Source organism: Nitrincola tibetensis (assembly GCF_003284585.1).
GTDB classification, from domain to species: Bacteria; Pseudomonadota; Gammaproteobacteria; order Pseudomonadales; family Balneatricaceae; genus Nitrincola; species Nitrincola tibetensis.
The window spans coordinates 1-15,771 of record NZ_QKRX01000019.1 but is presented as its reverse complement, the minus strand read 5'-3'; the positions used below and the strand labels follow the sequence as shown (position 1 = coordinate 15,771).

Annotated in this window: 5 protein-coding genes; all 5 read right to left on the bottom strand. The window is 48.2% G+C overall.

Features of this window, described 5'->3' with window-relative positions; all coding sequences use genetic code 11:
* Positions 1-6: 6 nt before the first annotated feature.
* The 5 genes from DN062_RS16985 to DN062_RS18605 all read right to left on the bottom strand — a co-directional run bounded on the left by DN062_RS16985 (position 7) and on the right by DN062_RS18605 (position 15,690).
* Positions 7-1,485, bottom strand: a complete 1,479-nt coding sequence (locus tag DN062_RS16985; protein WP_112160493.1) for a SulP family inorganic anion transporter — start codon at positions 1,483-1,485, stop codon at positions 7-9.
* 289 nt (positions 1,486-1,774) lie between these two features.
* Positions 1,775-2,968 carry an HlyD family type I secretion periplasmic adaptor subunit gene (locus DN062_RS16980; RefSeq protein ID WP_112160492.1) on the bottom strand — a complete coding sequence of 398 codons (1,194 nt, stop codon included), beginning with the start codon at positions 2,966-2,968 and terminating at the stop codon, positions 1,775-1,777.
* 11 nt (positions 2,969-2,979) lie between these two features.
* Complete coding sequence (locus DN062_RS16975; RefSeq protein ID WP_112160491.1) at positions 2,980-5,166, bottom strand: type I secretion system permease/ATPase; 2,187 nt, start codon at positions 5,164-5,166, stop codon at positions 2,980-2,982.
* A complete protein-coding gene (locus DN062_RS16970; protein WP_112160490.1) occupies positions 5,156-6,487 on the bottom strand; it encodes a TolC family protein in 1,332 nt (443 codons plus the stop codon). The genes DN062_RS16975 and DN062_RS16970 overlap by 11 nt, the downstream gene beginning before the upstream one ends.
* An 89-nt stretch (positions 6,488-6,576) precedes the next feature.
* Positions 6,577-15,690: a coiled-coil domain-containing protein gene (locus DN062_RS18605; protein ID WP_205126767.1), complete on the bottom strand. Its 9,114-nt coding sequence runs from the start codon at positions 15,688-15,690 to the stop codon at positions 6,577-6,579.
* Between the last annotated feature and the right edge of the window lie 81 nt (positions 15,691-15,771).

Below are 15,771 nucleotides of genomic sequence, written 5' to 3'. Positions count from 1 at the left end.
CCTTCCTTAGTGACCCATTAATTTTTCGATGGCATCAGGCTTATCATGAACACCATAACGATCAACGATGGTGGCACTGGCTTCATTCAGTCCGATTAACTCAACCTCAATGCCTTCACGTCTGAACTTAATCACGATCATGTCCAATGCGGCAACGGACGTAATGTCCCAAAAGTGCGCACGGCTTAAATCAATAATGACCTTGTCTAGATCTTCTTTAAGATCGAAAGCAGCAGTGAAATACTCAGCCGAGCTGAAAAACACTTGTCCAACAACGTGATAACGACGTGTATTGCCCACTTCTTTTTCAGACTTAATGTACAAGAACTTGCCCACTTTATTGGCAAAGTTAAGTGCTGCAATCAAGACGCCGACAAACACACCATACGCCAAATTATGCGTGGCAACGACCACCACTACGGTAGCCAGCATCACAACATTGGTCGACATTGGATGCTTCTTAAGATTCGTAATGGACTCCCAACTAAAGGTTCCGATCGACACCATGATCATCACCGCCACCAAAGCAGCCATTGGAATCACACCTAACCAATCACCGATGAAGACAATCATCAGCAACAAGAACACGCCTGCCGATAGGGTTGAAAGTCGACCACGTCCACCCGACTTAATGTTAATAATCGACTGTCCAATCATTGCACAGCCCGCCATACCCCCGAGTAAGCCTGCACCGATGTTGGCGATACCCTGTCCTTTGCACTCACGGTTTTTATCACTTTTGGTGTCGGTTAAATCATCTACAATCGTTGCTGTCATTAGGGACTCTAGCAAACCGACCACAGCCAACGCGGCTGAATAGGGCAAAATAATCCAAAGTGTTTCAAGAGTCAGGGGCACATCCGGCCATAAGAAAATCGGTAAGGTATCAGGCAGTTGTCCCATATCACTCACGGTGCGAATATCCAGATCCAGAAGCAGTGCGACACCTGTGAGCACCAAAATACACACCAACGGCGATGGGATGGTTTTATTGATATAGGGGAAGAGGTAAATAATACCCAAACCTGCCGCTGTCATCGCGTATACATGCCAAGTCACATTGGTGAGTTCAGGCAATTGTGCCATAAAGATAAGAATCGCCAGCGCATTAACAAAGCCTGTCACCACCGAGCGCGACACAAAGCGCATCAGGGCACCTAGTTTGATGTAACCTGCGACTATTTGCAGAACCCCGGTTAGAATCGTCGCGGCAAGTAAGTACTCTAAGCCATGCTCACGAACCAACGTCACCATCAATAATGCCATTGCCCCCGTTGCCGCCGAAATCATGCCCGGACGGCCACCAACAATCGATATAATCACGGCAATACAAAATGATGCATACAAGCCTACACGAGGGTCGACACCCGCGATGATCGAGAAGGCAATCGCCTCAGGAATTAATGCCAAAGCCACCACTAAACCCGCGAGCAAATCACCACGCACATTGCCAAGCCAGTCTTGGCGCGTTGAAGAAAACAACATTTAAAGCATCCATTATCAGAGAGTAAACACAACTGCCCGTCACCCTTCAATGAGGATTATTCAGAGTTGGCAAACAGGCATACGAAAGGGACTAAGATAAACTCAGCCTATTACAGGGATTTTGCAATTCAACCAAATTTGATGGTGAGAATCACAATGAGGGAACGCTAGGGTGGAGTCACAGCCATATAATGCGTCAGCATCCGACTTTTTCCAGATAAGTAATCGAAGGCACGATTATACGCTGTTTTGGGTTAGGCTGTAAAACGCTAGGCTCGATTTACCCGTATTACCGCTCGCCCATCGACTCACTTAGCGTTTTGATAATCGGCTTCGTCAAATACTGCAACACCGTGCGGCGTCCGGTTTTGATTTCGACGGTTGCCGTCATCCCCGGCTGAATATCCAACTCCCGATCCGTCGCACTAAACTTACGACCATCGGTCCGCACGCGAATACGATAATACGGCTGTTCACCCTCTCGTAAATCTTCATTTAAGGTATCCGCACTAATGAAAATCAAACGACCTGGCAAATCACCATAAATCGTAAAATCATAGGCATCTATCTTGACCCGTGCCTCTAAACCCACGTGCAAAAAGGCGATATCACCCGGATTGATTTTAGCTTCAATCAGCAGATCATCCTCCAGAGGCACGATCTGCATTACCTCCTCACCTGGACGTATCACTCCACCTAGCGTATTGATCCGCACATTTTTCACAATACCTTGCATGGGTGCAAACAGCTCGGTTTGATCCAGCAGATTTCGGCGTTGAGCCAACTGCTGTTCAACCGAACTGACCTCGGCCATCACTTGGCTCAACTCGCTTTGCACCTCTTGAGTATAGGCATTGCGCTTATTGGTAATCTGCGCATCCATTTCGGCTACCTGCCGCTCAAGCCTTAATAACTCCGTGCGACTGACATCCCCAGAGGCCAATAAAGGACGATTCATCCGCAGTTCTTGCTCCAACAATGAACGCACATTCGCCAACGCCGCGAGCTCTTCATTCAGTGCCGCGCGTCGCTTTTGCATTAACGCTAGCTGATTGGACACCAAGCTCGGATAGTCATCTAACACCGGTGGGAACTCCGGTTTTTTATCCAAAGCTTCAGCCAACAAGCGCGCCGCAATGGCCGACAAACTCGCAAAATGCGCGCGAGTTTCTAAGTACGACGCTTCTGCACGGGTCCGATCCAAACGAACCAATAACTGCCCTGCCTCCACCGTGTCACCCTCTCGAACCAATAAGTCCTCTAGGGTGCCACCATCTTGTGACTGTATCAGCTGGGTTCTTGAGCTCGAAATCACCGCGCCCTGGGCCCGTGTCACCTCATCGAGTTCAGCAAAATATGCCCAAGTAAAGAAGCAGGATAACACCAACAAAGTTCCCCAGATCACAATACGTGGTGACTGGGTATTGTCCTCATGACTCGATGCAGAGGCGTCTGAGGTTCGTAAAAACCATAACAACTTCATAAATTTTCCACTTAGTGAGGGGCCGTGCCTGTTGTAGGCGCTTTTACTGGTTGGCGCATCAAAGCCAACACCTTATCGCGCGTGTCATCCATCACAATTTGCCCAGAATCCACCACAATGATTCGATCGACATGAGGTAAGACTGCTGGCTTATGCGTGACGACTACCAAAATACTCTGAGGTGAAATTTCTTGGAACAGATGCTTCATGACCTTGGCTTCAAGACGAGAATCCATCGAAGCGGTCGGCTCATCCAAGAGCATCACCTTAGGTTGTGCCAACAGCAAACGGGTTAACCCCACCAACTGACGTTGCCCACCGGATAAACCTCGCCCACCTTCAGTAATCTCTAACTCAAGCCCCTGAGGGTGATTCTGAATCACTTGATCCAATCCCGTCAGTGCCGCCGCCTGCAAGATACGGCTATCACTCGGGGTTGGCAAGCCTAGTGTTAAATTCGCCTTTAGCGAACCATTAAACAGGCGAACATCCTGAGGCAAATAGCCAATATGCTCACGCAAAAACGCCGGAGCCAAATGCTGCATATCAATATCGTCTAAATAGACACTGCCTGCTTGCGGTTTGTACAAGCCAGATAAGAGTTTAATCAACGTTGACTTGCCTGAGCCGACAGAGCCAATCACGGCAACGCGCTCACCCGGCTTAATTAACAACGCCGAAGAGGCAAAGGTCGGACGTTCTTGTGTATACCCAAAGCTGACCTTTTCCAGACGCACTCGACCTTCACACGCCTCGGGAATAATGAGTTTAGCGTCCACTTCACGGTCGCTAGGTACCTGCATAATATTGTCTAAGGCTTCCAGTGCAATTTTGGCATTATTCCACTGAGACACCAGTTGAGGAATTTGCGAAATTGGACTCAAGGCTCGGCCTGCGATAATCGAGCAGGCAATCAAACCTCCCATCGAAAGCTGGCCATTACTAATGGCATAAGCGCCCACCGCAATCATCCCAACATAGTTAATTTGCTGAATCGATTGCGACAAATTCGTAGAGCGCATGGACAACAGCTTTAAACGTAGCTCATTCGCCGACAGTGTTTGCGTCAACTGCCGATAACGGTCTTGCATTTTCCATGTACCACCTGCCGCTTTAATCGACTCAATGCCATCAATCGACTCAATCAATAAGCCATTTTTTTGGTTCGACTCGGTCATTTGCAAGCGCGTATATTCTTTAATTTTACGACTGGCCAAAAAGCCCGTCATCACCGCAATCGGCACCATCACCAAGGGCACCAACGCCACGGGCCCGCCGATCATGGCAATCACGCCAATAAAAAACAACGCAAAGGGCGCATCCGCTAAAATGAACAAAGTGGACGCCGTCATAAACGCGCGAACCGACTCGAAGTTACGAATCTGAGACGCGAAAGTGCCCACCGTCGCCGGACGAACATCCATACGTATGTCCATGGCCTTGCTAAAGAAGACGTCTGACAATTCCAAGTCAATCCGCTTCGATGCACGCTCGACAATATAGGAACGCGCCTGCTTCATGATGAACTCCAATAGTATGGCCACCATGATCCCAACGGTTAACACCCATAGAGTGGAAAAGCCACGCGTTGGCACAACACGATCATAGACTTGCATCGTATATAGCGCCGAAAACAAGGCTAAGGAGCTGATAATAAAGGTCGCAAATACGCCCTCGATAAACACGCGACGATGCTTACGCAAGGCAAAGGCAAACCAATCACTGGCACTTTTAGGAGCAGAGTCTCCCATAGAACTCACAGCTTCCGACACTTCGAAGGCCAGCCAGTAGCCCCCCTTAAGATCAGAGGCCTGAAGTTCTAGGGTTTTTCCATCCAGTGTCTCAACACGGCAGGCACCATGACTTAAACGCCCTTTCACAAGATAGGCAAGGGCATAGTCTGTTGCGACCCACAGCAACGGAAAATCGCCGGGTGCGAGTTTATTAACCTCTGTCTGTCGCCACTGACCTTTGGGGAAGGCTGCCATCCACATTTCAATGCATTGATCACGCCAAGGCAAATCATCCAACTGCAGACCGTCTCGGCTTTGCTCAATCAGGCTCAAGCGAAAGGCTGGCATGGCTTGCCCCTTCAGACCGGCTAACTTTGACAACAAACCCGCTAATGCCTCACGCGGGCTGCGCGTCTCAGCGGCTGGGATAATCGGGGGGGTGGTTTGAGAAGTCTCAATACTCATCCAAACGTCCTAAGGTGTTCTCGTTAATGTCACCGCTTAATAATAACAATCGCAGCTTGGCCAATTCTAACGGCGCTTGCAAGTCGGCCAACATGGCTTGTGCCTGGGCTTTCTCGCGTTGCGCATTCAGCACATCCAACCAACTTTTTCGACCCACGTGAAACTGACGTAAGTAAGACTCAACAATGAGCTCAGCAGCCGCCAGCATATTTTGCGTTGCTGGAATCTGCTGTTCTAGGGTGTCGATCTCGGCTTGCAAACTGTCAATTGTGGTCCGCAACTCGCGCTCATACACCTGAATCCGATCGGTAGCGGCATCCAGTCGCGCATGCGCGGCTCTCACTCGAGAAAAATTGGCCAAACCAGAATCCAATTGCATCTGTAACCCAACGTAACTGCGCGATGAGTCCTCGCCGTTCACACGCTTACCAACTCGTTGTTCGTGTCCTAAGACCACGGATGGCAAACTCTGTGCGCGGGTAATGGCGATATCGGCTCGACCTTGCTGCACCTGAGTTAACAGGCGCTCACGTGTGGGCGAATAACTGACCACTCTATCCGCTACCCAAGGCTCATTCACCGTGACCAGCTCAAAGGCTTGTGGCGTGACCAAGTGAAACACTTCGCGGTTCACCAATTGATTCAGTCGGCTGCGCACCACTCTTAATTGACGCATCAACACCTGCACATCGGCCTGCGCTTGGTACAAACGAGAAGAGGCCAGAGTTTGATCCGCGACAGGATTGATTTCAGCGCGGACACGACGCTCGATGGTGCCCAGCAAGCCTTCCAACTCACGCTCATTCTCTTTTGCAATCGCAATACGTGATTGTAAACGCAGGATCTCGAAGAAAGCCGACGCCGTTTCTTCCAGCAATCTTAATTGGGTTTCCATCACCCCAGCACGCGCATCATCTTCACGGGCTTCACTTAAATCGATGTTGCCCCGAATACGTCCCCCCGTCCACAAAGGTTGCTCAATACGAGCAGTGGTTTGCAAGCCACCGGATCGCCACTGACTATCAAGACCAACCGAAGGGAATCGTCCCCACTCGGCCGCTTCACGATCGTCTTGCGCCGCTTGTAACTCGGCCTGACTCACCCGGATATTTGGATGCTGTGACAGGGCCTCTCGCATCAAATCCGCCAAGCGCTCTTCGGATGCATGGATGATTTGCTGAGTTTGGGCCTGTTGCGCATCAAACTTCTCATCTAAGGCTAAATGCACGGACTCCTCTGCACTGATTGCCGACACGCCACTGATACAAAGTAAAGCGAGCAGACCATGCTTCCACCTAAATCGATTTGACACATTTACCATGCTTGTTGTCCTTATCGTCTTAATCAAAACACAAAAACGTCGCCGGCTGCCCGGCGACGTTTTTTGATGGCACTAACGACTAAACTTCATTAACCCAAGAGTTGCTCAGACGGTTGTGGCAAGAAATTTTCAGCGGTTAACTCGCCTCCCGTGGTATTCACCAACGCCAAGAGTTTCATCTCGTAGGATTCCAAACTACTGTCATCCGTTGAGGATTGCTGATGTGCCCAAATGGCGGTCACATCGGCATTGTCAGCGGCAGCTACCGCAAAGATCGAGGTATTAATCTCACCATTGTCGGTAACAGAGTTGAAGTTAAACAAATCGTTTAGCAAATCCGCCACTTTCTCAGCATTGGTCAAATCCGCTGCTGCGACTGTCATGTGCGCCGCTTGATTGTGCGCTGCGCTGATTAAGCCGAACTCCATTTCGCTTAGATCAAATCCAGCTTTAAATTCAAAGCTGGACAAATACTCAACCTCTCCACTCACTGTCGACTGCAACAAGTCGCCCTCCAAGGCAATCAGATCATGATCAACTTGGAAATGATGAATCACATCAGGACCCGAGATACCGATACTGAGAACAGCGACTACTGAATCATCCCAAGCATATTCAGCAAAGCCTTCTTCAACGACCTCAATGTCTAAGTCTTCAGAATCGCTGGCGGTTAACTCACCAGCCTCCACACCTTCGACAGCTTCCGTCTCATTAATGATATTGGTTAGATCCTTGTTATCAATCGAGGTGTAGACACCATCACCATTTTGATTTCCACCATTTAAATAATCCGTCACTAAACCTTCATCAGTGTACTTTCCAGGATCAGATCCGAATAGATCGCCATCACCTTGGTTAGTATTGCTAGAATTAGGATTCGGCGAACTGGTATCGGCAACATAACCTGATTCAGGGTTAGTATGGGTTTGCTGCACACCCTCGTTATTTTCTCCTGAAAGAGGATTATCTCCGTAATAAGATGCGTTTTCGAAGTCACTGTTGTGATTAGTGCCCGGATTAACCCAAGCTTGATCAACATCTTTCGCTGCAACACCTTCCTTCACTTGGTCGTTGATATCCAGCAAACCATTGAGCATCGCAACCGACTGAATGAACAGAGGTGTGTCAGATAAGAAACTGACCGCGGAGTTTTCACCTGAATCCCTTGAAGTAATCACCAACCCTTGCTCTGTCAGAGTCACGGTTGCTATTTCCTGCTGTCCAAAGGGACGGAAACGCGCCTGTAAACTATCAACCAAACTCATAAGCGACATAGTAGCGGACGCCGTAAACTCAATCACCTCCGGCTGACGATCATCAATTTGGATAATGAAGCTATAGTTGCCCGCTTTAAGCGCGTAATCACTAGCCGTGCGGCCACCTGATACTAAACCTGCTAGCTCCGATACTGTCACTGAGGCAAATGAGTCATCGGGCGCTGTATTTGTATACTCACCCAATTCATACTCATCGTAGAGGTAGTCTTTGTTGATGCCATACTGATCAAGTAACTGACTCAGCGACTCTCCACTCTTATATCCCTGTATAAAGTCTGCAAGATTATCGCCCAACAGCGTCAACAGATAGTCTGAACCTTCTGCACTGGCGTCGACTGAATCATTGTAGTTAATCACCCCAGCATCCTGCCCTGTTTGAGCATACTGACTGCCGGGCTCATGGGTTTTATCAAAAACGTTAAGACTCGATGTTTCGTCCTTAAACACAAATGTGCCATCTTCCACTGTTTCAGCCGATACCGCGTTGGTCAGAGTTACATCTGCAGCATTCACAACTAGAACGCTGATACTGCCTTCGGCAATACTGCCTAAGCTATTCGGTCCAAACTCACCGGACACTAACCGCAGACTGTTCGAGTTCGCTGACTCCTCAAACTCACCTGTCGCGATATTAACAAACCCCTGTAACACGGCCCCTAACTGGCTCTCTGATGAGGTTGGAGACAAACCATGGTCCAGAATCATCTGCGCTTTTAAGGCTGCAACAATCACTTCTGAACGTGTGCTGGTCAGACCTGCAACATTGACATACGCTATATGAGGATTGTAATTATCACCTTCTGCAATTTGCGGGTCAGTGGCATCCCAAAGCTTCACTGAGGACATAATGCCATCTACAGTGACACTAATCAGTGTGCCTTTCGGCGTGGTGCTGACATTGTCAAACTGTGAATTTGAGAAGTTCAAATCGATCACTTGCACTCGGCTCAGCTCTGGATCAATCACCTGATACGTGTAGCCCTGATCATCAACGTTCATTTGATCTGGACCCGGGTTTTTACCCGTCAGAATCAAGGTTGTGCCGTCAACTTCAACCTTACCAACGCTATCAGCAATAGCCGCAACAGGCACGGCAAAGGTCGTTAATGACAAACCGCCCGCCGCGATCTCGATACTGGCTTGGTTGCCAGTCTCAAGGGTGGTGATTTGTAAGCCATCGGCCGTCAGTTCAACATTTGCCACTCCTTGCAAAGCAGACTCAATAAACGCTAAATATTCGGCCACTGTTGCATCGCCAGTGGCATTGAACTCTGTAGTAACCGATTGACCATTAATTGAAAGCGCAACGTCATAATCGCCTTCTTTGAGTACTGCGGTCTCTTTCAGGTTGGCAAACTCGGTTAAGAGCACACTGGCAGGCTTCGCGTCCTCAGCCAGGACCTCATCTTTGCCATTGACCGGTGAGTTATTCGCCACACCCGTACCCGCACCCACATCCGTAAATAGACTTGCACTCACAAAAGACAGCTTCGCCTCAGCACCAGTCTCGACAGTACGCGCAATCAACTGATCGCTACCAACCGCTTCAAACACAACACTCCCGCTAAAGGCTAAGCTGGCATTCAGTGCAATCGCAATATCAGCCAACGAAGACCCTGCTGCAATCACTCCCTGGGCCTGTAAAAGCGGACCATCATTGACGTTCAAACGAATATCGAAGTTGGTAAAGCTGGTCGGTGTACCTGTGTAGAAAAAGTCGATGGTTAACGCTGCAGGTTCAGCTGGCTCGAAGGCTACGGCCTCTGCTCCAGTGAGATCAACAAACGCATTGCTGTAATCCGCTTCGGCATAGCCGTCAGTTTGAACATTGAAGCTTAAGTTAGCGTCGATTGTCGTTGGCCCATCAAGGTTAACGACTGGCGCGATGGCAATGACGCCATTGATTAACTCAACGAACCCCACAAGCGGGAAGCTGTTAAGGTAGTCGATAAAATCTTGAACGCTGGAGCCCGTTTTTGCCCCATCGCTGGCTTGAGTCGGCATAAAGTCAATAACGACCTCAGTGCCATTGATGGTTAAAGTGCCTTCGATCCGTTCAAAACTGAGGGCGTCATCGGCAGACAGAGGCTGTTCACCTATTAGGGCGAAGTACTCGCCGTCTGTCCCTTCAACAATACCTTGTGTAACGTTGAAAGTCTCAAAGACCCCATCACGTGCATCTATAAGAGCTTGGGCAAGATTAATGACGGTGGCATTGTCATCGATACCCGCTTTAGCGGTGATTTGGGTGCCAGCGATGCCTAGACTCACTTCAGGCTGCTCGCCGTCTAACACGCTTTGCGGCAATACACCGCTGAAGTCGACTTCAGTGATTTGTGACTGTGCAGGCATCGTTTTAAAGACGTCGGTGATATTGATTTCACCATAGCCATCTTCCGCATCTTTCGCCGTGAGGGTGAAGGTTGAGCCGTTAAGGGTGATTGACTCTAGGCCGAAGCTATCGTCATCATCTTGTGCTATATCGGCTTCTATTTGTGCTTTTAGGGCTTCTAGGGTTGAAGTAATAATACTTTCTTCTGGTTGGAAAATAATGGAATCTGGATTACCACTCCACAAGAAGAAATAACTATTTTGACCATAAAATTCAAGATAACCAGTAAAATTAACCTGCACATCGGACGCAGGTGTAATTTTTATTTGATTTTGTCCGTCGACCACTTCCGCATTATTTATACCATTTAGGCTCTCTAACCATACCAAAAAGTGCTCAACTCGAATATGCCCATATTGCACTTCAAACATGTTTTGAACATAAGTTTGAAAAACGTGACTATCGTAATCATTACCATCTATGGTCAGCGTGAAGTAAGACATGGGATAAAGCAAATAATCTTTTGTCAGAAAGGCATCATAATGGTGATGATGATTATAAAAATTAAAAAGTAAAGCAGGTTCTGAAGTCGACCCTAACATCTCCTGCACATACGACTTACCATTGACGGTTAAACCAATCGATCCACCCTCATAGTAATCAGCTTCATCACTGCTAAAGCTCGCCGTCGCTTGTTGCTGCACCGGCTCAATAGAAATCGTTGCTTCTTCAATGGTAAAGGCTTCTTTAACGCTCTCTTTCGAAGTCAGAGTGAATTCGCCTGAATCCTGATTAAAGTCAACGGCACCGATGACATCGCCTATGTACTGCTCATGATTCGCATCATTGATCGCAGCGTCTAATAGTGCCTTGAGATCATTTAGTGTTTCTAATGCAGGCCCTTCGTTGGCTTTCATTGGCACTTCGAAGGTGACTGTTTTGTCTTCGCTCAGTTTAACGACAAGCGCAATTTTGCCACCGTCATAGTACGCCGCGTCAGAGGTGGTAAAGCTGGCGGTCGCGATCTGCTTAACACCTTGATAATCTAAGGTGATGTCGCTAATTTCGAAGGTTTGTTTGCCATTCTCTTTAGCGGTTAAGGTAATACCGTTGCCGGATAACTCCGCACCTATTAGGAGTTCAGATAAGATGGGATCAGGGGCAGGTGGCTCACCGAGTATTTCAACGCCATTAATCTTCTCATTAATGGCCGCGACAAGGTTGGCATGGGTCTCTTCTGCATCTTTCCCCATTTCTGCCGAGACTTTTACGGCATTACTTGTGTCCCTCACGCCCTCTGCATTAACCGGGGTGATGGTAATCCAAGCCTTGCCGTCTTCAAAATAGACTTCAGCTGCACGGTCAAAATCAGGACCTTGACCATCATTATCAAAGGTGTAGTCTGCGTACTTTCCTGTTTGAGAGTTGTTTAGTTCTAGCGTAGCTTGTTGGGCTTCACCAGGATAATCCAAGCTAGCCGAAACACTCAGCGTATCCTCGCCTTCGCTAGCAGACACTAGTGTAATAACACTACCATCAACTACCTTTCCCTTGAACGTCAGGAATGATTCCGAGATGATTCCACTAAATCCACCCGAGCTAGAAACAAAGTCTAACGCATTAAACTCACTGTTATAACTTGCGGTTAACTTGTAATTTTCATCTGAATCTAAAATTGCATTAATAGCATCTACTAGCGCATAAACATCATCATAAACTTCGTTATTTAATAAAGAAAATTTAAATTCAAGACTTCCGTGACCTGATGCACGAAAAAAGCCTTCTCCTGCTTGCAGAATTTGAATCCCAGTAGCACTACTAAGATCTAAATCATTTGCTGAGAAGCTACGAATATTATCGCTCAATCCAGTACGTGATTGTGGTTTCACCGACATTTCTGTGAGGCCAAACCTGACAGATTCGAGACTCGTTAGTTCTTGGTCAACAATTGCTTGTCTCAAACTTTCAATGGTCGCTTTAGCATCACCTGCAACCATATCGACTTCAATCAATGCACCCTCAATCGTCACACGCAACTTACCACCATCGAAATAGTCGGCATCGTTCTTGCTAAACTCCACCTGCACTTCTTGCTGCACGCCCGGAACAGTGATCGTCGCTTCAGAGACGTCAAATGTGGCTCCATCTTCTTCACCAACGCTATTCGCAATAAGCGTCAAAACCGCGTCAGATGCGGTTGCCTCCGCAATAATATCGCCGAGATAAACAGGGTTATGATCTACACTACCACTGACAAGTGTTGACTCATCATTCACCAGACGCGCCGCATTAATGGCTGTAACAAGGGCAGCAACCGAGTCAGCGGGCTCTCCAGCAACGACTTCAGCAGAGATAACAATACCGCTGATCGTCACACTAATATAGCGTGTAAATTCTGTCGTATTCGTGCCATTGGTATTCGCTGGATAGTCCTCAGCATCACTGGAGAACGCAACCTGGATCTGTGTTTTTAGACCTGCGTTAACTATCGCCTCGGTGCCTGTCGAACCACCGGACACGTTTAGCACACTGCCACTCGCAAAGATGTCCAAGTCGGCGACTTTTGTATCCACATCTAAATCGACCTTAAGAACCACACCCTGAACATCTGCAGACTGTCTGAGTTCTGCGGCCAGCGCTTCTAGCGCTTCAGTGACGGTCTGATCTTTTTCCACAGTGTAGCTATAACTTAATCCATTGACACTGACCGTCAGAACGGAACCTTCACGGTAGTCTTGCTCATTGGTTGAGAAGCTTAGTAGAACATTTGGCAGTACTTGACCATCAAGAATCGATTGATAAACGACGGTGTCTGCAGATGTGTCTCGGTGCGTTAAATAAATCGTATCAGCGCCTTGACCACCAACGATGGTTTCATCGCCACGGCCTGCAAAATAGGTGTCATTGCCATCGTCCAGTTCGACACGAAGATTGATATCAGAGGTCATGACCGCCATATCAATGGTGTTATTCAACTCATTGCCAATGGCAACAACTTGGCCTGCACCGACTAATGCTAAGCTTTGATCTGGATTCGCTAGGGCCGCTTGCACAGTGGTGGCGTAGTCGCGTATGTCGTATTCGACCTTGTCTGCTCCTGCCACTAAGCCTGCTTGCGACAGCGCCGTGGCTTGGGCAACCGTCAACGCCTCAGTCACTTTGATGGTGATGGTACTGGCATCATAGGTTGCCAGTACTTCAAGCAGTGCCTCTGCGATGATGCTGACTGAAGCCGTGCCATTGCTGCCAAAAAGCTCAGCAACCGTGAAGACTAAGGTATCGCCTTCGAAAGGATCGGTGGGGGGCTGGAGTGCCTCTAATGCCGCTTTTAAATCATCGATCTGACTTTGAAGACCTGTGATTTGCTCTTGAAGATCATCCAGTGTATCAGTCAGTCCAGTATCAATTCCTGAGGCTAATTTTAAATCTGCTATCTCTTGTTTGAGGGTCTCAATTTCTTCAGTTAAGGCTTCTAAATCCCCAGCAGCCGTTCCGTTGTCTGTACTCAAGCCATCAATTTGCGCTTGAAGATCAGAAATGGCAGCATTCAGAGCGCTTGTAAGATTACTTGACACTTGATCAATACTGTCTTGTAAACGCGTTTCCAATGATTCCAACGCCGATGTTAAGCTTGCCACTTCTGTAGCCAAATCGGCAGCATTTGCAGCATCCCCCGCGGCTGACAAAGTTTGCAAATCAGCAAGGTCGGCTTGAGTGGCCGCTAATTGGGCTGCTAACGCAGATAAATCAGCCGCTGTCGCACTTTCTGTCTTTAATCCATTTATTTGTGCTTGCAGATCCACAATCGCAGCATTTAGGGATGCAGAAAGATCGCTCGTCATTTCAATGATGCTGTTTTCTAAACGTGTTTCGAGTGCAGCTAACTCTAAAGTTAAGCTTGCCACTTCAGCAGCCAAGGCTTGAGCATTGGCTGTATCGCCAGCGGCAGATAAGCTTGCCAAAGTGGCAAGATCGGCTTGAGTGCTAGTCAGTTGAGCGGCCAATTCAGACAAATCCGCCGCTGACGTATTTTCTAGGCCAGTGATTTGTGTCTGCAAATAATTAAAATTGCTATTAAGCGAGTTCAATAAATCGTCGGACACTTGATCAATGTAGGTCACTAAACTGGTTTGAAGCGCTAATAGTGATGCATCCAATGTAGCAAGAATCTCAGCATCGCCCGCCGCCGATAAGGTGGACAATGCGGCAAGATCGGCTTGAGTGCTTGCCAGTTGAGCAGCCAATTCAGACAAATCCGCCGCTGACGTATTTTCTAAGCCACTAATTTGTGTCTGCAGATAATTAAAACTGCTATTAAGCGAGCTCAATAAATCCTCGGACACCTGATCAATGTAGGTCACTAAACTGGTTTGAAGCGCTAATAGTGATGCATCCAATGTAGCAAGAATCTCAGCATCGTCCGCCGATGACAAGCTTGACAACGTGGCAAGATCGGCTTGAGTGCTCGCCAGTTGAGCGGCCAAAGCAGATAAATCAACCACGGTTGCACTTTCAGTGTTCAAGCCATCAATTTGCGCTTGCAGATCGGCAATCGCCGCATTCAAGGCTGCAGACAGATCGTTGGATACTTGATCAATATTGGCTTGCAGGCTGGCTTGGAGTGCATTAAGTGAGCTGTTCAATGTCGCTACATTGTCACTCAAGGCGGCATAGAGTGCTGCCACTTCGCTTTCCAGTGCAGAGGCTAAATCAGCCGCTTCTGCTGATGCGATAAAAGCTTCGAGAACCGCGATTTTGGCTTCAGCATCAGCAAAAGCGGCTTGCAGTGCTAACACCAACTCCAGCGCTTGATCGCCCTCTAAGGCATTGATTTGATCCTGCAGATTGGCCAATTCCACGTTAATGCTAGCGACCGCTTGGTCAAGCTTGCTTTGCATTTGTGTCTGTGCAGTAACCAACGTGCTGTTTAAGCTCACAACCTCAGACGCTAGTGCGTCTGCATTGGCAGCATCTCCCGCCGCCGATAAGCTTGCCAAGGTGGCAAGATCAGCTTGAGTAGCTGCTAATTGAGCAGCTAATTCAGATAAATCAGCCGCGGTTGCACTTTCGGTGTTCAAGCCATTAATTTGTGCTTGCAGATCGGCAATCGCCGCATTCAAGGCTGCAGACAGATCATTGGATACTTGATCAATATTGGCTTGCAGGCTGGCTTGGAGTGCATTAAGGGAGCTGTTCAATGTCGCTACATTGTCACTCAAGGCGGCATAAAGTGCTGCCACTTCGCTTTCCAGTGCAGAGGCTAAATCAGCCGCTTCAGCCGATTCGATAAAGGCTTCGAGAACCGCGATTTTGGCTTCAGCATCAGCAAAAGCGGCTTGCAGTGCTAACACCAACTCCAGCGCTTCATCGCCGTCTAAGGCGTTGATCTGATCCTGCAGATGTACCAATTCCACGTTAATGCTAGCGACCGCTTGGTCAAGCTTGCTTTGCATTTGCGTCTGTGCAGCAACCAACGCGCTGTTTAAGCTCGCAACCTCAGACGCTAGCGCGTCTGCATTGGCAGCATCACCCGCAGCCGATAAGCCTGACAACGTGGCAAGATCAGCTTGAGTAGCCGCTAATTGAGCAGCCAAGGCAGATAAGTCAGCCGCTGTTGCACTTTCGGTGTTCAGACCATTAATTTGTGCTTGCAGATCGGCTATAGCGGCATTCAA